The sequence below is a fragment of the Corynebacterium sp. HMSC070E08 genome (genome assembly GCF_001808895.1).
Classification (GTDB): Bacteria; Actinomycetota; Actinomycetes; order Mycobacteriales; family Mycobacteriaceae; genus Corynebacterium; species Corynebacterium hiratae.
This window is the reverse complement of record NZ_KV794766.1, coordinates 467-23892: the sequence shown is the minus strand read 5'-3', so window position 1 is coordinate 23892 and position 23426 is coordinate 467. Positions and strand designations below refer to the sequence as shown.

The window sequence follows — 23426 nt, the reverse complement described above, 5'->3', positions numbered from 1 at the left end:
GACACGGTTTCCACTTCAATACCACCATTAACTTTAATATCTTGGTATGTTTAAACACGTTACCCTTATCTTGGGGTGCTGAAATTCCCATCTACCAGCACTATTGCCCATCTCATGGGTGGCGTGTCCGGAGCATCTTTTACACTTGCCCCTACATTTCCGCTCATCACTTAGAAAGCGAGATTCTATGAAGATTGCGCGCTCTCTCACGACGCTTGCGGCAGCCACTGCCCTAGCACTTGGCGCCGTAGCATCCCCTACCGCGGGCGCATCCGAGGTCACCCCGGAACAAATCCGCGGTGATGCCACACCGTCCACCATTTCCGAGCTCGACATCTACGGGGAGATTGAAAAGTACCTGCCCAAGGACTCCGCCGGAAACCCGTCGCCCTCCCGCCAAGAATATGAAGACGCCATTGGTAAGAACGTCACTTTTAAGGACGTTGACGTCAATGAGATCCCGGACAGCAAGCAGTGGATGGGCTACGTCCTGAAATACCCGGACTACCGTCAGAGCGTCAAGGCCCTCAATGCCACCGCACCAGCGATGGACCGCACCGTCCCTCTTGCAGTAATTACCCCAGACGGCACCTTTGATTCTTCCCGCCCCACCCTTTATCTACTCAACGGTGCTGGCGGTGCCGAGCAGGGCATGGACTGGCTGATAGCCACCACGCGCGAAGACTTGGATCCCAACAAGGAGGGCACCCAAGAACTCGATGACTACTACGGTGACCGAAACGTCAACGTCGTCATCCCGCAGGCAGGCGCATTCTCCTACTACACCGACTGGGTTACCAGCCCGGACCGCAGCTACCTCAAGGGCCCGCAGAAGTGGGAGACCTTCCTCACCAAGGAGCTACCGGGACCGCTGGAGAAGCACATCAACGCCAACGGCAAGCGCGGCATCGCAGGCATGTCCATGTCTGCTACCTCATCGCTCGTCTTGGCCCAGCACAACCCCAACTTCTATGACGCTATCGGGTCCTTCTCTGGCTGTGCGGCCACCTCGACTCCACTGCCGAACTTCTACACGCAGCTGACCGTGAATCGTGGCGGTGGAAGCACCGAGCAGATGTGGGGACCGATGGGCGGTGACTACAACCGCTACAACGATGGACTCATCAACGCCACAAAGAACAACATGGGTAATTCCCAGGTCTACGTCTCCGCTAACTCGGGGTTTGCCGGAATGAACGATTTGGGTTCGTCCAGGATTGAAAAGCAAGGCCTGGCCGGAGCCTTGAAGTCCTCCTCCACCCTGGTGGTGGAAGGCGGCGTCATCGAGGCAGCGATGAATGCGTGCACCCACGACCTGCAGGCAAAACTGCAGCGCGAAGGTGTCAAAGCGGATTTCAACCTGCGCAATACCGGTACCCACTCCTGGCCGGGCTGGTTCGATGACATCAACTCCTCCTGGCCCACCTTCGCTCGTGCCTTTGGTCTGCCGGTGGAGCCGGTCTCCACGCGGGCGTCGGAAAGCGCGGTGAACACGGACGCTAACGCCAAAGCTGAGGATGCCGATAAGCAGAATATGGAAGAGGCCGAGAACGATCCCAAGACCCCGGCCGACTCCCGGCCAGTAGCCCCTGAGGCCATCGAACAGTAAGCTCAACTCGCCATATTGATTGTTAAATAAGGAACGTAATGAAGCGTCTTAGCTCTCTCCTCGCCGCCGGCGCGCTCTGCGCTGCCGCGCTTATCAGCCCCGTTGCGGGTGCGGCCACCATCACCCCGCAGCAGGTTGCGGGTGACACGCCGCTGTCCACCATCTCGGACTTGAACGTCACCCCGGAGGTGCAGAGCCAGAAGTGGTACGAGCACTTCAAAGATGACGCCCGCGTTCTCAAGCTGGAGGCTACGTCACCGGCCATGAACGGCCGCGCGATTCCGCTGGCTGTTATCCCTGCTAAGAACCCGGACCGCCCGACCTTGTACCTGCTCAACGGCGCCGGTTCCGCGGAGCAGGACTCCGATTGGCTGTACATGTCCGATGCCGTGGACTTCTACGCGGACAAGGACGTCAACGTTGTCGTTCCGCAGGCAGGTGCTTTCTCCTACTACACCGACTGGCTGGAGGAGCCCAACGGCAAGTACCTCAAGGGCCCACAGAAGTGGGAGACCTTCCTGACCAAGGAGCTGCCTGGCCCGCTGGAGTCTCGCCTGAACGCAAGCAACAAGCGTGCCATTGCCGGCATGTCCATGTCCGCAACGTCTTCCCTGCTGCTGGCGCAGCACAACCAGGGCTTCTATGACGCGGTTGGCTCCTTCGCCGGCTGCGCCGCAACCGCCTACCCCACGGAGTACCAGTTCCTGCGCCTCACCGTGAACCGCGGCGGCGGAGAACCGGAACAGATGTGGGGCCCGATGGGCGGTGACTACAACCGCTACAACGATGCCCTGATGAACTCCGAGAAACTGCGCGGCACCAAGCTGTACATTTCCTCCGCATCGGGCTTCGCGGGTGAGCAGGATACCCCGTCCTACTACATGAACAAGGGCTACAGCCCGCTGGCCGCCTACGCGGGTTCGGCACAGCTGCAGGTTGAGGGCGGCATCATCGAGGCCGCGGTCAACCACTGCACCCATATGCTCAAGGCCAAGCTGGATAAGCAGAACATTCCAGCCACCTACAACTTCCGCAACGTGGGCACGCACTCCTGGCCGGGCTGGCGCGAGGACCTGGTGAAGTCCTGGCCCACCTTTGAGGAAGCTTTCAACTCCTAAAAAGTGAGCGGAGCGTGTCGCCCCACGGTCTGGCGCGGCGTGCTCGCTCCCCTGGCTTCGGATAACCCAGACAGGGCGGTAGGATAGCGGCATTATGAAGCTGCTTTCTACCGCCCTTTCGCATATCTCCGCCGCTCGCGACCGCGCTGCACTTACTCGGGATAGCTACACGAGGGTGGATTTCAACCTCGGCTTCGAGGTCACCCACTATGACTTGGACCTGACCTACCGCGTGGAACCCAACATGCTGCAGGGCGAAGCCATCCTCCACATTCGCGCGCTGGAGGACTTTGACAAACTCACGCTTGACCTCGGCGGCGCCATGGTGGCTCGCCGCATCACGGCGAAACACGCACCCCGCGTGGCCAAGTTTCGCCTGTCCGCCGGCAAACTGCGGCTGACCTTTGCCGACACCATCGTGGAGAACCAAGAGTTTGAGCTGCACATTCGCTATGGCGGCTCGCCGCGGCCACTGCGCACTCCGTGGGGTGAAATCGGCTGGGAGGAAACAGATTCCGGCTCCCTGGTGGCCAGCCAACCCAACGGTGCACCCAGCTGGTTCCCCTGCGATGACACCCCGTCGGAAAAGGCCACCTACGATATTCGCATCACCGCTGACGATCCTTTCGTGGTGATTTCCAACGGCAAGCTGGTCTCCCGCCGCAGCGCAGGCGGTTCCATGACGCGCTGGCACTACCGCGTCAAGCACCCTATGGCCACGTACCTCGCCACGGTGCAGATCGGCGAATACTCAGAGATTGACCTGGGCCGAGACGTCCGCGCTTGGGCGCCGGCTCGCCTGAAGCAGGTAGTCCTCGAAGAGTTCGCCCAACAGCAGGAAATGCTGGACTTCTATTCCTCGCTCTTCGGCCACTACCCTTTCCCCGACTACCAAGTGGTCATCACCGATGATGAGCTGGAGATCCCGCTGGAGGCCCAAGGCCTGTCCATTTTCGGATCCAACCACGTCAAGGGCGACCACCTCTTTGAGCGACTCATCGCCCACGAGCTGTCCCACCAGTGGTTCGGCAACTCCGTGGGCCTTAGTGAGTGGAAGGATATCTGGCTCAACGAAGGTTTTGCCTGCTACTGCGAGTGGCTGTGGTTCGAGCACGCGCATGGCCGTCCGGTGCATGAATCGGCGCGTTCGCACTATCAAGTGCTCGCACGCAAGAAGCAGGACATCGTGCTCGGTGATCCGGGCACGCGCGACATGTTCGATGACCGCGTCTACAAGCGCGGCGCGCTGACTGTTCACGCACTTCGCCGCCTCGTGGGCGATGAGGTCTTCTTCCGCACGGTCCGGGATTACCTCACCGCATCCCAGCACTCCGTGGTCACCCCGGAGGATCTCATCAGCCGTGTGAAGAAGGAAGCGGCAGATCCTGCTGCGGTCGATGCTTTGTTGGACGAGTGGCTCAACCACACCGCGCTGCCCAAGTTCCCGGTCTAGACTTGTTCACCATGCGCAGGATGCTTGTTACCGGCGGTGCCGGCTTTATTGGTGCAAACTTCGTGAGGCTCGTAGCCCAGCAACGGCCCGACGTAGACATCACCGTCTTGGACAAGCTCACCTACGCGGGCAACCGCGCCAACCTTGACGGCGTGGACGCCACCCTGGTGGTGGGGGACGTGGCGGATGAGGGGGTCGTCGACAAGCTCGTGGCCCAGACGGATGCCGTGGTGCACTTCGCCGCGGAATCCCACAATGATAATTCGCTGCGGGATCCTTCGCCCTTCCTCCACACCAACGTCATGGGAACCTTCGTGCTGTTGGAGGCCTGCCGCCGCCACGATGTGCGCTTCCATCACGTTTCCACCGATGAGGTTTTTGGTGACTTGGAGATTGGCGCCGATACCTACTTCACGGAGGAGACTCCCTATAACCCCTCTTCGCCCTATTCGGCCACGAAGGCCGGTTCGGATCACCTGGTGCGCGCGTGGGTGCGCAGTTTTGGGCTGCGGGCAACCATTTCGAATTGCTCCAATAATTACGGACCTTACCAGCACATTGAGAAGTTCATTCCGCGGCAAATCACCAACCTGCTTCTGGGCCAGCCCGCCAAGCTTTATGGCACGGGCGAGCAGGTGCGGGATTGGATTCACGTGGATGATCACAACGAGGCGGTGCTTGCCATCCTGGACCGCGGGCGCATCGGTGAGACCTATAACATCGGTGCCGACCAGGAGGATACGAATAACCGCCAGGTCATCGAGATGATCTGTGAGCTGTTGGGTGCTACTGACGACGGCCGCGCGAACTACATCCACGTGGCGGACCGCCCGGGCCATGATCAGCGCTACGCCATGGATGCCAGCAAACTGCGCCGCGAGCTGGGCTGGAGCCCGCGCTACACGGATCTGCGCGAGGGCTTGGCTGCCACCATTGAGTGGTACCGCGCCCACGAGGACTGGTGGCGCCCAGGCAAGGAAGAAGTCGAAGCCAACTACGCGAAGCAAGGACAGTAAATTTCCATGAAGGTGCAGTCAACGGCCATTGAGGGCCTGCTCATTGTGGAGCTCGACGTCCACGGGGATAACCGCGGCTGGTTCAAGGAGAACTGGCAGCGTGAGAAGATGGTGGCGGCAGGTTTGCCGGACTTCCAACCGGTGCAGAATAATGTCTCCTTCAATGCGGAGAAGGGGGTTACGCGCGGGCTGCACGCGGAGCCCTGGGACAAGCTCGTCTCCGTGGCTTCCGGCCGGGCCTTCGGTGCGTGGTGCGATCTGCGCGAGGGCTCTGCCACCTTCGGGCAGCTGGTGACCCACGAGCTGCGCGAAGACGTGGCGGTCTTCGTGCCGCGCGGCGTGGCCAACGGTTTCCAGGCGCTGGAGGCCTGCGCCTACTCCTACCTGGTCAATGACCACTGGTCCCCGGATGCGGACTACACCTGCGTCAACCTCAACATGGTGGACTGGCCGCTGGAGCCGACGGAGATCTCCGACAAAGACAAGGCACACCCCGCGCTTGCCGACGTCTCCCCCATGCCCCCGCGCCGCATCCTGGTCACCGGCGCCAACGGGCAGCTGGGCCGCGCTTTAAAGAAATTCCTGCCCACCGCTGGTCTGGGCGCGGTGGAGTTCTGTGGGCACGAGGATTTCGATATCACCAACCCGCCTGCCCGCCCGTGGAAGCAGTATTCCGCCATCATCAACTGCGCGGCTTATAACGATGTCAACGGTGCGGAGGACGATCGCGCCGCGGCCTGGACGGTCAACGCTTCCGCCCCGGCGAAGCTCGCGCGCATTGCGGCGGAGAATAACCTGACCTTGGTGCACGTCTCCAGTGATTACATCTTCGATGGCTCTAACGAGGTCCACTCCGAGGATGAAATGCCTTCCCCGCTGTCGGCCTATGGGGCATCGAAAGCCGCGGGCGATACCGCCGCGCAAACCGCGCCGCGCCACTATGTCATCCGTACCTCCTGGGTCTTCGGCGATGGAGCCAACTTCATGGCCACGATGCGCTCGCTGGCGGCTAAGGGGGTCAAGCCCTCCGTCATCCATGATCAGCGCGGGCGCCCCACCTTCGCCGAGGACCTGGCCAAGGGCATCATCCACCTGCTCAAGACCAAAGCCGAGTACGGCGTGTACAACATCTCCAACTCCGGTGATGCGGTGGGTCGCGATGAAATCGCCATGGCCGTCTTCACCGGCGTGGGCCAAGACCCCGCTGGTGTCACGCCGGTCAGCACCGAGCAGTACCGCGAGATCGCCGGGCCTGAAGCTCCCCGCCCGAAGGAGTCCACCTTCGACCTGTCCAAGATTGAAGCCACCGGCTTTAAGCCGATGAATTGGCGGGCCGCTTTAGCGCTTTACCTGGGCCTTTACCCGGCATAACACTTAACATAACACTTAGCTTCCCAGGTGTTATGTTGAGTGGGAAGTTAAGTGTTATGTTCGCCAGCCCGCGCCGCCGCACCCCGGCGCGGGACCCCTCCGTTAAGCTTGAAGCCCATGAAGGGCATCATCCTCGCTGGCGGTTCAGGGACCCGCCTCTACCCCATCACCAAGGGCATCTCGAAGCAGCTCATGCCCATCTATGACAAGCCGATGGTCTACTACCCTCTGACCACCCTGATCCAGGCCGGCATACGCGAGATCCTCATCATCACCACCCCAGAAGACCAGGCCGCCTTCCAACGCCTGCTTGGCGACGGCTCCCAACTAGGCCTCATGCTGCACTACGCGGTCCAACCCCGGCCCGAAGGTTTGGCCCAGGCCTTCCTCATTGCGGAGGACTTCATCGCCGAGGATGACGTGGCCCTCGTTTTGGGTGACAACATCTTTGACGGCCACGGCTTCTCCACGGCGCTGAATGAGTGCAGCCACCCGGGCGGCGGCATCATCTTTGCCTACGAGGTCTCCGATCCGCAGCGCTATGGTGTTGTCGAGTTTGATGAGTCTGGCCAAGCCCTGTCCATCGAGGAAAAGCCCGCCGCGCCCAAATCCAACCACGCCGTGGTGGGCTTGTATTTCTATGACAATTCCGTGGTGGAGATTGCCAAGTCCATTACGCCCAGCGCACGCGGGGAGTTAGAAATCACCACCGTCAACGAGGAATACCTGCGCCGCGGGCAGCTGCGCGTCAAACGCTTGCAGCGCGGTGATGTCTGGCTGGACACCGGCACGGTGGACTCCATGAGTGAGGCCTCGGCCTACGTGGAGGTGATGCAAAAACGCACCGGCACCGTCATCGGCTCACCGGAGGTTGCCGCCTTCGAGGAGGGCTTCATCGATGCCGCCGCACTCACCGAGCTGGCCGAGCCCCTCCTGAAGTCCGGCTATGGCCGCTATCTCCTGGCCGCTGCCCAAGAGAGCTGAGACCGAGGTGCATTTCGATCAAATAAGGACCGAAAATCGCCCACGGGATCTGGGACCTAATTTGATCGATCCGTACTTGCCAAAGCGTCCCCACGCAGCATCAGAGGCCACCATCACCCAAACGGGCCTAGACGCGTTAAGGTAATCGCATGCCTACTTCATCCTCCCGCCCCACCAGCAATCCCAAGAAATCAGCGCTATCCACCATCAGCCCCGTGGCGTGGGGCCTGTTGGTGCTCGTTGTAGTTCTGGCTATCATCATCGGCTTCCTGCTGGCAGAGCGCAATTCTTCCGGCGATGCCGGGACTCAAGCGGCGCAGGAGACTTCGACGAGCGCGGCGCCAACCCAAGACCTGGCGAAGGATGCTGACAAGGCCACGCCCGGCACGAAATTCTCCGACGGGAAGGGGGACCCGATGGTATTCGGCCCCGGCGGTGACACCAAGAGCGGCGATATCACGGTGGTTCACCGCAAGAAGGAGGATGATCCTTTCGCCGTGGGCGCAGTGGATGCCCCCGTGGTGATTTCGGAGTTCTCTGATTTCGAGTGCCCGTTCTGCTCCCGCCACGCCAACGTCACTGAGCCAGACCTCCTCAAGAAGTACGTGGAGAAGGGCCTGGTGCGCATCGAGTGGAATGACTTCCCCGTTAACGGCCCTGCCGCCGTCGAGGCTGCTAAGGCCGGGCGCGCGGCCGCGGCACAGGGCAAGTTCCAGGAGTTCAAGCACGAGCTCTACACCGCTAGCAAGGACATCAGTGGTCACCCAGAATTCGGCATCGAGGACTTCATGAAGTTCGCTGAGAAAGCCGGCGTTTCGGACCTGGATAAGTTCCGCCAGCAGGCCACGGATGATACCTACACCGAGGTCATCGAGAAGGCCACCAGCTACGCCTCCCAGATTGGTATTACGGGCACCCCGGCCTTCGTGGTGGGGGATCAGTTCATTGGTGGCGCGCAGCCACCGGAAGTCTTTGAGCAGACCATCCGGGAACAGCTAGGCAAGGCGGCCAATGGATAAGCCGCCGCTCATCGTGTGGATCTTCATCGCGCTCGTCGTTCTGACCGCGTTCTTAGGCGGCTATGCAGTGGGGGTGAGCGTATGAGTATCGGAGTTTTTGGCGCCGTCATCGCCGGCGTGTTGACTTTGATCAGCCCCTGCTCAGCGCTGTTGGTGCCAGCCTTCTTTGCCTATGCCTTTGAGTCGCAGCGCCAGCTGCTGCTGAAAACCCTGGTCTTTTTCTTAGGCCTGTGCACCACGCTCGTTCCCATCGGCATGGGTCTGGCTGCAATCCTCGCACAATACCGCGGCCAGGTCATCACGGTGGCGGGCTGGATCATCATCGCGCTGGGGATCTTTACTGCCTTGGGCGGTGGTTTCCGCATCCCCGGCATGGATACCCTGTCCGGTAAGGCGAGGGGAAAGGTGTTTCTGCTCGGCGCGGTCTATGGCTTTGCGGGCTTTTGCGCGGGCCCACTCTTAGGCGCTGTGCTCACCACGGCTGCTGCGTCCGGCAGCGCGCTCTACGGCGGGATCATCATGGTGGCGTATGCCGCTGGCATGGCCGCACCGCTCTTTGTTCTGGCGGCGCTGTGGGAGCGCCTCAATGTGGGCTCGTGGTCCTGGCTGCGCGGGCGCGAGGTGGTCCTCGGCCCCGTGCGCACGAACACCTTGTCCATTGTGTCGGGCGCGTTTTTCGTGCTCATCGGCGCGCTATTCATTGCCAGCTATGGCACCGCAACCTTGCCCGCAGTCTTGAGCACGGATGCGCAGTTCGCGGTGCAAGAAAAAGCCCGCGCTTTCAGCGCGGGCGTAGCGGACGCGTGGGTATGGTTCGGGCTCTCACTTGCCGCCACGGTGGTGGCAGGCATCAAGGCTGCCCGCACCCCGGCCTAGTAGCCGCGTGCGATGTATTCGTCGATACGCGCAGCCTCAGCACCAATGGTGGTCTCGTCGCCGTGCCCCGGCAGGACGCGGGTCTCCGGCGGAAGGTTCAGCACTCGGTTGCGCAGGGACTCGATGATGACGTCGAAGTCGGAGTACTTGCGGCCGGTGGCGCCGGGCCCGCCGTTGAAGAGGGTATCTCCCGACAGAAGCGTGGCTTCGTCCGCGATGTAGAGCACCACGCACCCTGGCGAGTGACCAGGCGTGTGGAAGACCACGAAGTCACTATCGCCCACGGTGAATAGCTGGTTATCCTCCAGCGGCACGAAGGTCGCATCCTCGTGGGTTTCCTCCCACAGGGGACGGTCATCCGGGTGCAGGTACACGGACACACCGAAGTGCTCAGCCACCTGGGGGGCGAGCTCGCAGTGGTCGTTGTGCGCGTGGGTGAGGATAACGCCCTTGACGGTGCGCTTTCCTACCTCGTCGATGACGCGCTCGGCGTCGTGGGAAGGATCGACGATGTAGCACTCGGCGTCGCTTGACGCGCCGCCTGCGGCCAGGATGTAGACGTTATTGTCCACGTCCCACTCACCGCCATCCAGGCGGAACTTTCCTGAGGTTACAAACTGTTCGATAATCATTTACAGCTCCACTACGGATCGAAGTACCTTGCCAGCCTTCATGGTAGCGAAGGCCTCCTCCACGTCGTCGAGGCCAACACGCTCGGTGACGAAGTCCTGCAGCGGGAAGCGGCCCTGCAGGGAGAGGTCGACGTACATGGGGAAGTCACGCTCCGGCAGGCAGTCGCCGTACCAGGAGGACTTGAGGGAACCGCCGCGGCCGAAGAAGTCGATGGCTGGGACGTCGAAGCGGCTGGTGAGGTTCGGGACACCCACCATGACCATGCGGCCGGCCAGGTCGCGGGAGTAGAAGGCCTGGCGGGTGGTGGCCGGGATGCCCACGGCATCGATAGCCACGTCGGTACCGAAACCATCGGTGAGCTCACGGACTGCCTCGATGACCTCGTCCTCGGACTTGTCCTTCGCCGCGATGGTGTGGGTCGCACCGAACTTCTTGGCCAGCTCCAGCTTGTCTGGATCCAGGTCCACGGCGATGACCTTGGAGGCACCCGCCAGCACTGCGCCGGCAATGGCCGCCATGCCCACACCACCGCAGCCAAAGACCGCGACGGACTCGCCGCGCTTGACGTCACCGGTGTTGACCGCAGCACCCAAGCCTGCCATCACGCCACAGCCCAACAGGCCCGCGGCGGCCGGGTCTGCCTCCGGATTGACCTTGGTGCACTGGCCTTCATGAACCAGGGTCTTCTCCGCGAAGGAGCCGATGCCGAGCGCCGGGGTGAGCTCAGTGCCGGCATCCTTATCCCCGTCCGCGAGCGTCATCTTCGCGGAGGCATTGTGGGTGTTGAAGCAGTACTTCGGCTCACCTTTCTTACAAGCGCGGCACTCGCCGCACACTGCACGCCAGTTCAGGACCACGAAGTCACCGACCTCGACGTGGGTAACAGCATCGCCCACGCGCTCCACGACGCCCGCCGCCTCGTGCCCAAGCAAGAACGGGAAGGCATCCTCGATATCGCCATCGCGGTAAGCCAGGTCGGTGTGGCACACGCCGCAGGCCTGAATCTTGACCACGACGTCGTGCTCGCCCGGAGCGGGTACAACAATGTTCACGGTCTCGACGGGCTCGCCCTTCGCGCGCGCAATCACGCCGCGGACGACCTCCGAGCCTTGCTGGGAGTTATTTTCATTTAGGTTTTCATTAACAGTCATGTCCGCGAGGGTACGCGAAAGGCCCAGGCAACGTTGCCCGGGCCTTAAAGTCATAAGAACGCGTTTCTAGAAGCTCGCGAGATGGTTGGCCACAAACTCGTGACCACGAGCATTGATGTGCAGCGGTAGGTTGCCCGGGCCGGCAGAGAAGTCCACCAGACCCGCCCACAGCCGCTTATCGGCATCGGCACACATACCGCGATCCCAGGTCATCGGCTTCATATCCACAAATTCGGTGCCGGTCGCGTGCGCTAGGTCCACCTGCATCCACTGCGTGACGTTTTCATAACGCTGCACCATCGGCAGGGCCGTAGCATCGGCTGGCTTCGGGCCAAAGTGGAGGAGGCAGTAGCGGTCACCGGAGCCGATGGTCGGATAACCCACGATCTGAATGCGGGCATTGGGGGCCGCTGCACGAATCTTGTTGATAATCGGCGCATTTGCGCCAACAAAGCGGGCGCGCATGTCGGCGTCGGAAAGCTGGGCATTGTTATACGTGTCGTTAAAGCCGCCCGCATAGAGTACGCGCTGGGTGTCCGGGCTGAGCGCACCGCGGCGGATGGCATCATCAACCTGCGCGTTCATCTGCGGACCCTGGGACATCGAGACCGCACCGGAGCAGGAGAAATCCGCCACCGGCATGCCCAGCTTGGACGCGACGCGCTTGGCGTAGTTATTGCCAGAGGGGCAGTCGAGGCTCGGATTGCGGTTCGAGGAGCCGAGGCGCGAGGAGAGGTAAACATCCAGCTGCGGATCCGCCAAAACGGAATCGCCAAAGGCGACGAGGTTTCGCTCGCCGGCGGCGGCCTGCGGAGCCTGGGACAGGCCTACTGCCACGAGGAGGGAGGCGCAGAGGGCAGTGATGCGCTGAGTAAACTTCACGTGACTGATGTCCTTTCAAGAAAAGGGTATGTTCTTAACCGAAACCATATTAAACTAAGCTAGCAGTTAATCTTGTGTAACAATAGCAACAACTGTAACAATTTGTCGTTTTAAAAACAGGCGCGTTAGCCGCCTCCCCCGTAACCTTCTACCTCTTCCCTACGATGAGAACCCTATGAAGCTTTCTGATCTCACCTTCCATGCCGCCGCTCTCGCGCGTTTTGTCCCCGCCCTCTTTCGCGCCGGCCTTATTAGCCCCGCTGGCGGCCCACGGGCAGTACTCTCCACCGCGCCGGTTCTCGCCCGCTACCGCTTCACCACCGCCCGCGAGGTGGAGCAGGCATACCTGACCTGCCCAGAACGCCTAGCGCTTATCGACGACGACGGGGCCCTCACCTACCGCCAGCTGCGCGAACAATCCCAGACCTTCGCGCGCTGGTTGCTCTCCCTGGGCCTCGACGAGATCCGTCTCGGCGTCATGGCTCGCAATGGGCGGGGCATTATCACCCCGCTGGCCGCCAAAGGTTATGCCGGAGCGCACATCTTCCTACTCAACGTTGGCTCCTCCCCTGAGCAGCTCGCCGGATGCATTGAGGAAAACCGCATCAACGTGCTCGTTATCGACGATGAATTCGTTGACCGCCTTGCCCCCGCAGACAGCGCTAGCCCCAGCCCCGTTGCTGGACTGCAGGTCGTGATTGGTCATGATTCCGGCGAGGAGATCCCGGCTGAGCTGGCCGAGGCCCCGACGCTGCACCAAATCGTGGTGAACCCGCGGGACGTCGAGAAGCAGAAGCTTCCCGCCTGGCCTAAGCACGGACATATCGTGCTCATGTCCTCCGGAACCACCGGCATCCCCAAGGGCATTATGCGCCCAGAGCCCACGCTGCCCGTGGTGGTTGCCTCCATCGTGGATGCGGTGCCGTGGCGTGGGGACCAGAAGGTGCAAATGACCGCCTCCATCTTCCACACGTGGGGCTGGGCCTGCCTCAACATCGCGCTGGGCCTGCGCAACACCATTGTCACCCGCCGCGTCTTTGACCCGGCGGCCGCGCTCGATGACATCCAGCGCTACCAACTTGATGGCCTGCTCTCCTCCCCCGTTTTCTTCCGCCAGATGGTGCAGGCCGACCCAGATTCGGCCTATGACACCTCAAGCCTGAAGTTCATTGCTTCTGCAGGACATGCGCTGACCCCGGAGATTGTCAAAGAAACCCACGAGCGCTTCGGCCCGATTCTCTGCAACGTCTATGGTTCCACGGAGCTGGCGCTGGCATCGACGGCCACCATGGAAGAGGTGGCTAAGGACCCAACCATCGGCGGCAAGATTGCCTCTGGCACGAAGCTGCGCATCCTCGATGAGGATGGCAAAGAAGTCCCGCGCGGCGAGGTCGGCGAAATCTATCTGACCAACTCCACCGCGCTCATTGGCTATACCAACCCGAAGATTCCGCTCAACAAGGTTGATGGCCTCATCTCCATCGGTGACTTGGGCTATATCGACCCCGAGGGCTACCTGCACGTGGTGGGCCGCGCCGATGACATGATCATCGTCGGCGGCGAGAACGTGCACCCGCAGTCGGTGACGGAGGTGCTTGAAACCATGCCGGGCATCGCGGAAGTGCATGCCGGCGGCGTGGAGGATGAAACCACCTTCCAGCGCATCGCCGTGTGGGCCGTGACCACGCGCGATGCCTTGGGCAACACCGTGACTGCCGACGCCATCCGCACCTGGGTCCGCGAGAACCTCGCCGACCACTCCGTGCCGCGCGACGTCCACTTCCTGGACAAGCTGCCGCGCAACGCCACGGGCAAGGTGGTGCCGCGCCTGCTGAGCAATACCGACTAGCCGGCGTCTTCACTCCAGATTTCCCGGCTGAAATAGGGCCCTCCGAGCCACAACTGCCCGAGTTGCCAAAACCTTCGCTCCTCACCGCAGGGAGCAACGTTGTTTTTGGCAACTCGGGCAGTGTCAGATGCGAGTTTTTGGTACCGGTGTTCTGGGGACTCGGTACTGCCGTGTTCCGGGTAGTTGGTACCGGGCCGAGGGGTGCGTCGGCCCGGACGGGCTACAATTTCAGGGTGGAATCACAGCTAGTCGCCTACATCGATGAGTCCTCCGCCCTTAGACCCCCAGACCGGCAGGAGTACATGGTGTGTGCAACCATCATCGACACTCAAGACTTGGAAAAAATACGCGAGGAGCTGCGTCCACTACGACTTCCTGGCCAGGTCAAACTTCACTGGACCGACGAACGTAATAGCCGACGCCGAAAAATCGTGGACACCCTTTCTGAGATCGACTCCATGCAAGCGATCATCACCCACCAGAGTGAAGTGAGCAAGAAAACGGAGAGGCACCGCAGGAAATGCTTGGAGCAGATGTACTTCGAGCTCTCCGAGATGCACGTCCACAACGTCACTTTGGAAAGCCGGCAAGAAGCACAAAACAGGCGAGACGTCGCCCATATAGTTGCCCTGCAGGGCCAGGGACAAAGTGCTGGCATCCGACTGCGACACGTACGCGGTGGCGATGATCCCCTGCTCTGGATTCCAGATGCCGTTCTGGGAGCACTGAACTCCGTCCATCTAGGGGAAGAGCAGTACTGGGAGAAGCTGCACGAGAAAGTGGTCCTCAACCGTCCCACCCCGGATTCCCTCTAGAGGCAGGCGAAGACCCTGAGTCCAGTCGTCCGGCTGGGGTCCCAGGGTCTTCTTCCGATCCTGTCGTAACAGGTGGCAATAACTCTAGGGTAGCACCATTTGGCATCATTTGGCACCGATAGGCCCCGTCCGTTTCCTTAGCTGGATCGGCGGCCTCATCCTGGTTTCCTGACCAAATCCACATCGACCAAGCCGAACGCAGCGGGCTAAATATCACTCTGCTCAATACCCCTAGACGTTGACACCGACATGCCCCGCCGAGATACAGCAGGTCATAGGACAAAGACCTCTTACTCCGGCCATCACTGAATCGATCATCAAACCACCCGGCGGGAGCTGACGGAAAATCTCTGAAATCAAACCCTCATCAGAGATGACTTTCTTTGCACGGGATACTTCCCGTCGTGAACACCCCAATGCGTGTGTGATCTGCGCCTAGCTAGCACCATCAAGGCACATCGCAATGATCTGCTTGAAGTTGGCCACAAGGACCAGCTCCTTCCAAGTAGAAGTTGACGCAACACCAGCGGATTGTGGTGTCGCCAACATCAACTATGAAAGAAAACCCCTTGCAGTACCGGATACACGGAACACCGGTACCAACTACGCGGACTCGCGGTACCAACTACCCCAAATCGACAGGCAGTTTTTATGTCTGGGCTGAGCAGAATCAGGTTAGCTGCTGCGCTTGTTGCCCTAGGGTCCGTTTCAGTTGCAGTACCGTCTGCTTCGGCAGCCACTGTCACAGCTCAATGCCAGGTCATCAAAATTGGACTAGGGGGAGATATAGTCGGTCACGTATATGGCCATGCGTCAACATTGAATGACGCCAAGAAGGATGCCAATAAATACGTTCCCAGCGGGCCTTACAAGCGCCATTGCAGAGGGGTCGGCCAACATCCTTCTGGATACTTTCCGGGAGGGAAAGGAGGATTTAGAGGGGGCAGCTTTTAATCACATCATCGGCGACGACAAGAAAACTTATCGCGGAAGATTCTGCATCAACGATTTTTCGCAATTTCCCTAGCCAATCCTTTCCTTATTTATTACCCGGCGCTCCGCGTAAGTGGAGCGCCTCACTCTATTTATCTGTAGAAACCGGCGAAGAAATAAGCTCCCTTACTCCAACACTACTAGGGAAAACATCAGCCTTTGCATATTCCTCATCCATTAGAAAAAATGACGCTAAAGGCACCTCAGCCTTTGTAAAAAGCTCTTGTTCAGCAGAAACGATTGCTTCGCAAAGGTATAACCGTAAACTCTCAAAATCCTCGTTGGGCCTTTCAACCCTGAACTGAGTAATGAGATCTTTTTTCATCTCTTCGGAATCCACTTCAACTGGTTCGGAGCAAATGAAAAGTACGTCGACTCCAGGCAGGAGCGCTGCTTTACGCACTACTTGCGAATACGTTTTATATGCCGATTCCAGAACGCACTGATCGGCCACGAAAAAAGTGTCTAAAGCAAAAAACATACGCATTGTAATGCTTTCCAAACAGATAAAGCTGGTGAACTCGCCTGCGATGTGGAGCGAAGGTTTTGGCAACTCGGGCAGTTTTTATATCTGGGATTTGGCCCCGCCGGCCCATCCCTTGAGATGGGCCGAATCAGGTTAGTTGCTGCGCTTGACGGTGGCCGCAACCTCGCCTGGTTGGACATGACCCTCGCGGGCAATGTCGACACCAGCGACTTGCTTGGCCGTGGGGCACACCACCGGGGTGATGAGGTTGACGCCGCGCTCGCGCAGCTTCTGCGCCTCCACCGCGATGATCGGCGTGCCGGCGGTGACGGTATCGCCCTTCTTGGCCAGGGCCGTGAAACCTTCGCCCTTGAGCTCCACGGTGTCGATGCCGATGTGGATGAGCAGGTCCAGCCCATCCGCGGTCTGCATACCGAAGGCATGGCCCGTCTTGAAGACCATGGTGATGGTGCCGTCAACGGGCGCGCAGACGTCGAAGGCATCGACGGTTTCAGGCATAACGGCGAAGCCTTCGCCCACCATGCCCTGCGCAAAGGAGGCATCCGGGACCTGGGAGAGCTCGACGACGTCTCCGGCGAACGGGGCACACACCTCGACATCCGCTGCGTCACCGCTGACGCTCTGAGCGGAAGCGGCGCTGGCCGGCGCGCTGGCTCCAGCCGCGGTCGCAGCACCCGCCGTGGCCAGGACCGGAGAACCGTGGCGCAGCTGGTGGCTGACCTCGTCATACATGAACTGCACGGCCGGGCCCACGATGACCTGGACGCTCTTCTCCGAGGGGTGGATGACGCCGGAGACGGCGGCGCGCTTGATTACGGAGTCGTCGACAAGCGCGCGATCCTTGACGCCCACGCGCAGGCGCGTGGTGCAGTAGTCCAGGGAGTCAATGTTGTCCTTGCCGCCGAGGCCTTCGATGATGCGCGCGGCATCGGCTGCGGTCTTGTCATCGCCGCTGACGGAATCCGCCGCGTCGTCGGCCTCATCCTCGCCGCGGCCCGGCGTCTTCAGGTTCAGCCAGCCGATGAGGAAGTAGAAGATGACGAAGTAGAGGAAGAAGAAGCCCACGCCCATGACCAGCAGCATGTACCACTTGTTGGCCAGCGGGTTCTGGGAGGAGAGCAGCATATCCACGAAACCGGCGGAGAAACCGAAGCCGGCGGTCCACTCCATGGCGGAGGCGATGAAGACGGACAGGCCCATCAGTAGCGCGTGCACCACGTAGAGCAGCGGGGCGACGAACATGAAGGAGAACTCCAGCGGCTCGGTCACTCCGGTGAAGAAGGAAGCCAAAGCGCCGGCGGCCATGAGGGAGCCGACGACCTTGCGCTTGCTCTTATCCGCGCGCAGGTACATGGCGAGTGCCGCACCCGGCAGACCGAACATCATGACCGGGAAGAAGCCCGCCTGGTAGCGGCCCACGACGCCCTCGACCGTGCACTGGCCGTTGGCCCAAATACCCGGGCAATCAGCGGCAGAGGTCGCGGCCGCGGCGGCGTCGATGGTGGCCTGGCCGGCCTGGAAGTTACCGATGTCGTTGATACCGATGACGTCGAACCAGAAGACGGAGTTCAGTGCGTGGTGCAGGCCAGTCGGGATGAGCAGGCGGTTGGCCACGCCGTAGATGCCGGCACCCGCCGCGCCCAGGCCCTGGATGGAGGTACCGAAGTTGAACAGCGCGTTGTAGATGAACGGCCACACAAAGTAGAGGATCCCGGAGACAACCATGGCGAAGATCGCGGTAAGGATCGGCACCAATCGGCGGCCAGAGAAGAAGGCGAGGAAGTCCGGCAGCTTGGTGCCGTGGAAACGGTTATATACCCAGGCCGCCATGATGCCGGCGAGGATGCCGAAGAGGACGTTGCCGCCGCCCACAGCATTCCAGCCTTCCGCGGCCCATTCCAGCGCCTCATCGCCGGTCAGCGCGGTGGGGTCTTCGATACCACGGTAGCCGGCCACAGCCTCCGGGCCGAGCAGTTTCATAAACGTGGCGAAGGCCAGGAAACCAGAAAGTGCCGCGGCACCGTTGGAATCCTTGGCCAGGCCGAAGGAAATGGCGATGGCGAAGATCCAGCCCAGGTTAGCCAGCACCGCATCACCGGAGCTGATGAGCAGCTGCGCGGCGAGGTTATCCGGGCCGGCGGCGCTGGAGATCCAGTAACCAACACCGCAGAGGATCGCCGCGACGGGCAGCACCGCCACGGCGCCCATGAGGGCTTTTCCGAGCCGCTGCAGCGGCCCCATGACATCGACTTTCATGCGAGGAGTCCTTTCACACTAGTAAGGAATTAGATGGAGTTTTTAGGAAAAGAGTGGGCGGTGAGGACGATGTTGGTCGGCGAAAATGTAGTACTCGCGGTCCTCTAACTGGGAAGCAGCGGATTCATCCACAATCACCGTGGCGTGCTGGTGCAACTGCAGGATTGAGGCCGGGCAGTGTGCAGACAGTGGGCCTTCCACCATGTCGCGCACAGCATTGGCCTTGTTGCTACCGGTAGCCAGCAAGAGCAGGCGACGCGCCTCGTTAATCGTTCCCAGTCCTTGAGTGACGGCAAAGCGCGGCACCTCGTCCACGGTGTCAAAGAAACGGGAGTTATCGTTCACGGTCTGCGGGTGCAGAGTAGTGACGTGGGTGCGCGACGTCAGGGAGCTGGAAGGCTCGTTAAAGCCGACGTGTCCGTTGGCGCCGATGCCCAGCAGTTGGATATCCACGCCGCCAGCATCACGGATGGCCTTGTCATAGGTGGCCGCGGCGGCTGCCGGGTCGTCCGCGTCACCAGCGGGGCTTTTCACCAGGTCGTCGTTGAAATCCACGTGGCTGGTGAATTCGCGGCGAATGGTGGAATAGTAGGACTGCTCGTGGGTGCGCTCCAGCCCGATGTATTCATCGAGCAGGAATGCGCGGCTGCGGGCAAAGCTCACCTCGCCGCGCTCATAGCGGGCGATGAGTTCCTTGTACATCGCCACCGGGGTCGATCCCGTGGCGAGGCCCAGGGTGGACCCGGCGTTGGCGTAATGCGCGAAAATGTTCGCGGCTTCCACGGCCACCTCGGCGGGGGTAGATCGAATAAGTATGTCCATGAGCTGCCTTCCTCGTTGCTTCTTTATTTAACGTCTAGATTTTTAACGGTCGAGCGGGATATCAGCACCGCCAACAATGACGCGCACTGGTTCCAACTGGGCATTGAGGCCCACCAGGTTGGCGCGCGCGCCAACCGCGATGCGGCCTAGATTCGTCTCCCCCAACACGTCGGCTGCCGTGGTGGAGGTAAAACGCACCGCCTCGCCCAGACCATGGCGCGCGGCGAAACTGATGAATTGCTGAGCCAAGGTGGAGGTACCGCCCGCGATAGCGCCGCTGGGCACGCGCGCCACTCCCCCGCTCACCGTGACGGGCAGGGAGCCCAATTCATAGTCACCGTCGGCCATGCCGGCCGCCGCCATGGCATCAGTGATGGCGAAGGCGCGGTGACTGTGAGCCATGTCCACGGCGCCGTCGACAAGATGCACGCCATCTGCGATGAGCTCGACGGACACATCGCCCGCCTTCGCTGCGGTAAGCAAGGCCGCTACCGGGCCCGGCGCGCGGTGGTGAATAGAAGGCATGCCATTAAAGAGGTGCGTTCCAGTCACGGTCAGGCCGAGCTCCTTAGCCTTGGCGATAACGCTCAGCGTGGTGTCGTAATCGGCCTCGGTGTGGCCCAGGCTGGCGATGATGCCATGCTCCGCGCAGACGTCGAGCAGCTTGTCGACGTTCTCCGTTTCCGGTGCGAAAGTAATCGAACGCAGGTGGCCGCGGGCCGCGGCGATGACTGCGCGGAAGAAGTCCGGGTCGCCCGGCACGATGCGCGAAGGGTCCTGCGCGCCGCATTTGGCCGCCGCGATGAAGGGGCCCTCCATGTGGATGCCGGCGATCTCGCCTTCTTCAGCCAGCTGGGCCAAAAGCTCAGCCCGGGCACACAGCTCTTCTTGTGTGCCGGAGACCAAGCTGGCCAGCAACGTCGTGGTGCCGTGCGCGCGGTGGAAGCGGGCGGCGGCCAGGCACTGCTCATAGTCGCCGTTGGGGAAGCCCCCGCCATTGCCTCCATGGTTGTGCAGGTCCACGAAACCGGGCACCCACAGCAACGCATCCGGGTCCCCGGCGTGCCAGGCGGCCTCGGCTGCGGGGACGTCGCCAAGCACTATGCCCTCAATGCTCTCCCCGAACGTGACGGCTCCGGCGCGCAGCTCGAAGTTCTCATCAATGTAGAGGCCCTCGACGTGGCCTTTCGCCTTTGTCTGCATAACTCATTCGATTCTGTTTGTACAGGCTGGCGTGGCACCGCCCGGTTGACACTTCATTTGAAATTTATCAGGGCTGCCGATTTTTGTGAACCACGCCTCCTGCAAAGAGGCGTGTGAGCACAGGTAGCTTTTTGCGTGTTCGGTACACCGCATGGGATGGCGAAAGACCCCGCGAACTACCAGCCACGGGTGGCCACTCGGTCCCAGAGCGCGTTGCTCGCCAGCTCACCGGCACCCGCCGGTGAAGCGCCAACGAACACGTCTCGTGCATCAGGATCATCAGCAAGAATGTAGCGGAACCACGCGGTGGCATAGCCGTCCCCGAACTCTAAAACGTCCTTGTGATCCGCGCCCAGGCGGCGGGCAATGATTGCCGGACCACCGGCTGATTGAAAGCTCTCCTCTAGGTCTGACCACGGGCTGACAAGCCAGCGGTCTGAACGGCCATCGCTCGTCATCAAGAACAACGGTGCCTCAACATCCGCGGTGGTGTAGTCCCAGTCATTGGACTGTGCCACTTTGTGGGAGGCCGGGCTCGCCGCATACACAGCTGCTACCTCCGTGTGGGCCGCAGCGTTGATGGCGCCCGCGCCACCCTGTGAGTGTCCGAAAATGCCAACCCGTGATCGATCCACGCGAGAATCCAGTTCCGGCAAGCTCTCGATTAGGTGCACGACATTCTCCCCGGTTCCGGTTTGGGGAGTCTCATCGCCGACAACCACGAAGCCCCAACTTGCCAGGTGTTCCGCCACAGGCAGGTAGCTACTCAGCGGCGTGTTCGTGCCATTAGCCATGACCACCGCCGGAAATGGTCCCGCACCCGTCGGTGCCGCAACGGTCACGTCGCCGTCGCGCCGCACGTCGACCTCGTGTGGCCCCTCGCCCGCAAACGACGCTTCCAGCGGGCCACCTGTCTCAGCGCTGTATCCGGGAGCTACGCCGTCATCACCGGTCACGCTGTCTGCGTCCACCCACTGCATGAATCCCACAAACCCTACAAACGCCACCACAATCACGGCCACCACGGCAATCATGCCAACCACAAGCTTTTTCATGCTCTGTATTGTGTTTCGCACGAGAGCGAAGGTCACTAGCGCTAGCACTACTTTTTCCTGTACACAGTGCAAGAGCTGCCTCCGCTACGCCCTTGAAATGAGAGACTCACATCATTACCTTGTTGTATGTAATCGTCATCACATATGGGAGAAATAATGCTTACCTCCGAAACGCTTTCCGAAGTAGTCACAGTAGGAGGTTCAGGTCCGTTCAGCGGCCAGGGCAACGAAACAGTTGCAGCCTAAATGCATCCCCCTAGAAACAGTGGTGACGAAGGACTTTCATCTATCTACACCTTGACCGCCACATATTTTTTATTGTCAGTGTGCGGGTCAATGACCAGCCTCTCGATTTCACTCCACTTCGCCGAACTCAACAAAGGCGAACTGTTGGTGGCAAGCATCTTCATCTCGGGTACTTGCGCTCAAGTTTTTGCAGTCCCCTTTCTGGCCCCACTCTTCAACAAATTCAACAGCTATCACATTGCGCTTGCTGCACTCTTCTTAGATCTTCTGGGCCTGTTATCAATGGCAGCCTATCCAGAGCCATTGATCCTCATTGTCGGAAATCTCGTCACCGCATGCTTAAGCGGACTGTCAATTCCATCCATTTTCACCATCGCTGACTCTCAGGTCGGCGAAGGACAGCAGGCGAAAGCCTTCTCCCTCTTGGACACAGCCCGACTTGGCAGTGGATTCCTTGGACCACCTCTAGGTGGATTACTACTGGACCAAAGAAACCTGCAGACAGCGCTCTTCGTTGAAGCTTGCGCCGTTGGAGTCTCGCTACTTGCTTTTTATTTCCTTTATAAATCCTCGCCCCCGAAAACACTGCTTCATTCAGAAACCAAAGATTCTTCACCGAGTTTTCTCCAGAAGGTCCTCGAAGCACCTTCCCTTTTGCTGAAGAATAGAAGCGCTCGGTCCGCGTTAACCAGCATTTGGGGAGCAATTATCTGCACCTCGATTTTCAACGTTTCGCTTGTCTTCTATGCGACACAGACCCTCCACGTCAGCGGTACGTTATATGCCATCATTGCCCAAGCATTTATCGTGGGCCGCATCTTTGGCGCACGGCTTTCAGCTCGCCTTCACTCACAGAACGCTGGGAAAGTCCTGGCCGGGGCAGGATTCGCTATGGGGTGTTTCATAGCTTTACCTGGACTATTTCCCTCATTGTGGCTCTGCATCCCATGTTTCCTCCTGGGCGGAGTCTGCAATGCTGCTCAGGTGGCCGCACTACGCATAATCGTTGTCGGATCCGTACCTGATGAAGTGAAACCCGAAGCCCTTTCTACGATGGGTTCAATTAACAGCTCCGCAATGCTTATTGGATACATCATCGGGGCACCTGTTGTAAGTGCCATCGGCCCAGCTGCGGCCCTTGTCGTATCAGGGTTTGGCACCTCTATCCTCACTCTGGGGCCAATTCTGAAGACCACCATGTACGGTGCCTCCGGTGACCAAGACTACGACAACAAATAGCATTCAATTCTGTAGTAAATCTACTGTCAGATGCGAGTTTTTGGTACCGGTGTGTTCAGAAGACTGAAATGGTAGCGGTGTGGTGAGGGGCCTGACCCCCGGAAAGTAGACACGTCGGGGGTTAGCTATGCTGCTTGGGTCAGTGTAGCTGATGTGAGTGCTTCGTAGTCATCGGGGGCTAGAAGATTGCACCAGGAGTGCCGTCTACGGGTGTTGTAGCGCATGCACCATCGGAAGACTTCTTGGCGGCAGCTGATGGGATTGTCAAAGACTTTCCTATCTCGCAGAACTTCACGCTTTAGGGTGGCGTTAAATGATTCTGCCAGGGCATTATCGGCACTCGTTCCCA

20 protein-coding genes are annotated in these 23426 nt (G+C 60.3%); 11 read left to right on the top strand and 9 right to left on the bottom strand.

What is annotated here, in order from left to right; translation table 11 throughout:
• Positions 1–187: 187 nt before the first annotated feature.
• From HMPREF2526_RS07510 to HMPREF2526_RS07475, 8 genes are all read left to right on the top strand, one after another.
• Positions 188–1609, top strand: coding sequence for an alpha/beta hydrolase (locus tag HMPREF2526_RS07510; protein WP_070511291.1), 1422 nt, complete (start codon positions 188–190; stop codon positions 1607–1609).
• 38 nt (positions 1610–1647) lie between these two features.
• Entirely contained in the window at positions 1648–2727 is a 1080-nt protein-coding gene (locus HMPREF2526_RS07505) for an alpha/beta hydrolase (RefSeq protein WP_070511289.1), read from the top strand.
• 94 nt (positions 2728–2821) lie between these two features.
• A complete protein-coding gene (locus tag HMPREF2526_RS07500) occupies positions 2822–4180 on the top strand; it encodes a M1 family metallopeptidase (RefSeq protein ID WP_049157605.1) in 1359 nt (452 codons plus the stop codon).
• 20 nt (positions 4181–4200) lie between these two features.
• On the top strand, positions 4201–5196 hold the full coding sequence (gene rfbB, locus HMPREF2526_RS07495) for a dTDP-glucose 4,6-dehydratase (protein ID WP_210384403.1): 996 nt from the start codon (positions 4201–4203) through the stop codon (positions 5194–5196).
• Between the two features lie 6 nt (positions 5197–5202).
• Positions 5203–6567, top strand: a complete 1365-nt coding sequence (locus HMPREF2526_RS07490) for a sugar nucleotide-binding protein (protein WP_070511285.1) — start codon at positions 5203–5205, stop codon at positions 6565–6567.
• 117 nt (positions 6568–6684) lie between these two features.
• Positions 6685–7551, top strand: a complete 867-nt coding sequence (gene rfbA / locus HMPREF2526_RS07485) for a glucose-1-phosphate thymidylyltransferase RfbA (protein WP_049157609.1) — start codon at positions 6685–6687, stop codon at positions 7549–7551.
• Positions 7552–7700: 149 nt separating this feature from the next.
• Positions 7701–8570 (top strand): DsbA family protein, encoded by an 870-nt coding sequence (locus HMPREF2526_RS07480; RefSeq protein ID WP_148139559.1) that lies wholly within the window; start codon positions 7701–7703, stop codon positions 8568–8570.
• Between the two features lie 81 nt (positions 8571–8651).
• A complete protein-coding gene (locus HMPREF2526_RS07475; protein WP_049157611.1) occupies positions 8652–9446 on the top strand; it encodes a cytochrome c biogenesis CcdA family protein in 795 nt (264 codons plus the stop codon).
• On the opposite strand, the gene HMPREF2526_RS07470 is transcribed toward HMPREF2526_RS07475, so the two are convergent.
• From HMPREF2526_RS07470 to HMPREF2526_RS07460, 3 genes are all read right to left on the bottom strand, one after another.
• Positions 9443–10078, bottom strand: a complete 636-nt coding sequence (locus HMPREF2526_RS07470; RefSeq protein ID WP_049157613.1) for an MBL fold metallo-hydrolase — start codon at positions 10076–10078, stop codon at positions 9443–9445. The two genes, HMPREF2526_RS07475 and HMPREF2526_RS07470, sit on opposite strands and share 4 nt — an antisense overlap.
• Positions 10079–11230 (bottom strand): S-(hydroxymethyl)mycothiol dehydrogenase, encoded by a 1152-nt coding sequence (locus HMPREF2526_RS07465; RefSeq protein ID WP_070546712.1) that lies wholly within the window; start codon positions 11228–11230, stop codon positions 10079–10081.
• 66 nt (positions 11231–11296) lie between these two features.
• A complete protein-coding gene (locus HMPREF2526_RS07460) occupies positions 11297–12112 on the bottom strand; it encodes a GDSL-type esterase/lipase family protein (protein ID WP_049157617.1) in 816 nt (271 codons plus the stop codon).
• A gap of 175 nt (positions 12113–12287) precedes the next feature.
• Between HMPREF2526_RS07460 and HMPREF2526_RS07455 the strand changes: the two genes are divergently transcribed.
• On the top strand, positions 12288–13961 hold the full coding sequence (locus HMPREF2526_RS07455; RefSeq protein WP_070546710.1) for an acyl-CoA synthetase: 1674 nt from the start codon (positions 12288–12290) through the stop codon (positions 13959–13961).
• A 233-nt stretch (positions 13962–14194) separates the two neighbouring features.
• Positions 14195–14776, top strand: a complete 582-nt coding sequence (locus HMPREF2526_RS07450; RefSeq protein ID WP_210384402.1) for a hypothetical protein — start codon at positions 14195–14197, stop codon at positions 14774–14776.
• 1081 nt (positions 14777–15857) lie between these two features.
• Here HMPREF2526_RS07450 and HMPREF2526_RS07440 read toward each other — a convergent pair.
• The 5 genes from HMPREF2526_RS07440 to HMPREF2526_RS07420 form a co-directional block, all read right to left on the bottom strand.
• Positions 15858–16322 carry a hypothetical protein gene (locus HMPREF2526_RS07440; RefSeq protein WP_148139558.1) on the bottom strand — a complete coding sequence of 155 codons (465 nt, stop codon included), beginning with the start codon at positions 16320–16322 and terminating at the stop codon, positions 15858–15860.
• A 66-nt stretch (positions 16323–16388) separates the two neighbouring features.
• Positions 16389–18512 carry an N-acetylglucosamine-specific PTS transporter subunit IIBC gene (gene nagE / locus HMPREF2526_RS07435; protein WP_070546703.1) on the bottom strand — a complete coding sequence of 708 codons (2124 nt, stop codon included), beginning with the start codon at positions 18510–18512 and terminating at the stop codon, positions 16389–16391.
• Positions 18513–18554: 42 nt separating this feature from the next.
• Positions 18555–19334, bottom strand: a complete 780-nt coding sequence (gene nagB / locus HMPREF2526_RS07430) for a glucosamine-6-phosphate deaminase (protein WP_070546701.1) — start codon at positions 19332–19334, stop codon at positions 18555–18557.
• 42 nt (positions 19335–19376) lie between these two features.
• Entirely contained in the window at positions 19377–20537 is a 1161-nt protein-coding gene (locus HMPREF2526_RS07425) for an N-acetylglucosamine-6-phosphate deacetylase (protein ID WP_070546699.1), read from the bottom strand.
• 176 nt (positions 20538–20713) lie between these two features.
• Positions 20714–21592 carry a poly(ethylene terephthalate) hydrolase family protein gene (locus HMPREF2526_RS07420; protein ID WP_070546697.1) on the bottom strand — a complete coding sequence of 293 codons (879 nt, stop codon included), beginning with the start codon at positions 21590–21592 and terminating at the stop codon, positions 20714–20716.
• 246 nt (positions 21593–21838) lie between these two features.
• Here HMPREF2526_RS07420 and HMPREF2526_RS07415 point away from each other — a divergent pair, with 246 nt between their 5' ends.
• Entirely contained in the window at positions 21839–23077 is a 1239-nt protein-coding gene (locus tag HMPREF2526_RS07415; RefSeq protein ID WP_070546695.1) for an MFS transporter, read from the top strand.
• A gap of 125 nt (positions 23078–23202) precedes the next feature.
• Here the strand turns inward: HMPREF2526_RS07415 and HMPREF2526_RS13230 are convergent.
• Positions 23203–23426: integrase core domain-containing protein (locus HMPREF2526_RS13230; protein ID WP_148139561.1), on the bottom strand; the 224-nt coding region annotated here is incomplete at its 5' end.

What these genes read in the sequence shown, in the direction of transcription:
- HMPREF2526_RS07470 (WP_049157613.1), bottom strand. Translation starts at nt 10,078, where the DNA reads ATGATTATCGAACAGTTTGTAACCTCAGGAAAGTTCCGCCTGGATGGC.
- HMPREF2526_RS07420 (WP_070546697.1), bottom strand. Translation starts at nt 21,592, where the DNA reads ATGAAAAAGCTTGTGGTTGGCATGATTGCCGTGGTGGCCGTGATTGTG.
- HMPREF2526_RS07480 (WP_148139559.1), top strand. Translation starts at nt 7,701, where the DNA reads ATGCCTACTTCATCCTCCCGCCCCACCAGCAATCCCAAGAAATCAGCG.
- HMPREF2526_RS07475 (WP_049157611.1), top strand. Translation starts at nt 8,652, where the DNA reads ATGAGTATCGGAGTTTTTGGCGCCGTCATCGCCGGCGTGTTGACTTTG.
- HMPREF2526_RS07500 (WP_049157605.1), top strand. Translation starts at nt 2,822, where the DNA reads ATGAAGCTGCTTTCTACCGCCCTTTCGCATATCTCCGCCGCTCGCGAC.
- HMPREF2526_RS07425 (WP_070546699.1), bottom strand. Translation starts at nt 20,537, where the DNA reads ATGCAGACAAAGGCGAAAGGCCACGTCGAGGGCCTCTACATTGATGAG.
- HMPREF2526_RS07510 (WP_070511291.1), top strand. Translation starts at nt 188, where the DNA reads ATGAAGATTGCGCGCTCTCTCACGACGCTTGCGGCAGCCACTGCCCTA.
- HMPREF2526_RS07505 (WP_070511289.1), top strand. Translation starts at nt 1,648, where the DNA reads ATGAAGCGTCTTAGCTCTCTCCTCGCCGCCGGCGCGCTCTGCGCTGCC.
- rfbA (WP_049157609.1), top strand. Translation starts at nt 6,685, where the DNA reads ATGAAGGGCATCATCCTCGCTGGCGGTTCAGGGACCCGCCTCTACCCC.
- nagB (WP_070546701.1), bottom strand. Translation starts at nt 19,334, where the DNA reads ATGGACATACTTATTCGATCTACCCCCGCCGAGGTGGCCGTGGAAGCC.
- HMPREF2526_RS07490 (WP_070511285.1), top strand. Translation starts at nt 5,203, where the DNA reads ATGAAGGTGCAGTCAACGGCCATTGAGGGCCTGCTCATTGTGGAGCTC.
- rfbB (WP_210384403.1), top strand. Translation starts at nt 4,201, where the DNA reads ATGCTTGTTACCGGCGGTGCCGGCTTTATTGGTGCAAACTTCGTGAGG.
- HMPREF2526_RS07455 (WP_070546710.1), top strand. Translation starts at nt 12,288, where the DNA reads ATGAAGCTTTCTGATCTCACCTTCCATGCCGCCGCTCTCGCGCGTTTT.
- HMPREF2526_RS07415 (WP_070546695.1), top strand. Translation starts at nt 21,839, where the DNA reads ATGCATCCCCCTAGAAACAGTGGTGACGAAGGACTTTCATCTATCTAC.
- HMPREF2526_RS07465 (WP_070546712.1), bottom strand. Translation starts at nt 11,230, where the DNA reads ATGACTGTTAATGAAAACCTAAATGAAAATAACTCCCAGCAAGGCTCG.
- nagE (WP_070546703.1), bottom strand. Translation starts at nt 18,512, where the DNA reads ATGAAAGTCGATGTCATGGGGCCGCTGCAGCGGCTCGGAAAAGCCCTC.